The organism is Teichococcus aestuarii, from assembly GCF_042651065.1.
Classification (GTDB): domain Bacteria; phylum Pseudomonadota; class Alphaproteobacteria; order Acetobacterales; family Acetobacteraceae; genus Pseudoroseomonas; species Pseudoroseomonas aestuarii.
Map to the genome: position 1 here is coordinate 1 of NZ_JBHSCH010000194.1, position 528 is coordinate 528.

At 49.6% G+C, this 528-nt stretch carries 1 protein-coding gene; it reads right to left on the bottom strand.

Annotated elements, in window-relative coordinates; all coding sequences use genetic code 11:
• Positions 1-279 precede the first annotated feature (279 nt).
• A partial coding sequence (locus tag ACFOY6_RS24320) for a transposase (protein WP_379652485.1) occupies positions 280-528 on the bottom strand: 249 nt, incomplete at its 5' end.

Genomic DNA, 528 nt, shown 5'->3' on the forward strand with positions numbered 1-528 from the left:
GGTGGATATTGATAACTTCCGCATTGATCAGTTACTGGTTACCCGGCTGGACAGCAAGCCCGTTACCCTGGTACCCAAACTTCCTGACTCTTCAGACAAGAGCGTTGCCTGATAACGCCCTGCATTTTTGCCCGGCCAGGCAGAGGAACGTGCCAGGCCAGTGAGGTACAAAATAAATATCCTCCGGCATAGCCGGAGGTTTTTCATATGCGCCTGTAAGGCTCTGTTACCAGCCGCGCCCTAACAGGCGCACCGCGATCTGACATTTGCATCTAACGATTACTTACTGCCCGTGAACGGGCTGCCCGGATAAGGGATTGACAGCTGTTCCCCCATTTTATCCTCTGCAAGCTGGTGCTTTATGTATTCTTGTATCCTGGCCGTATTTTTCCCTACCGTATCAACGTAATATCCTCGGCACCAAAACTCCCTGTTTCGGTATTTGAACTTCAAATCCCCAAACTGCTCATAAAGCATCAGGCTGCTTTTTCCTTTCAGGTATCCCATAAATCCCGAGACACTCATCTT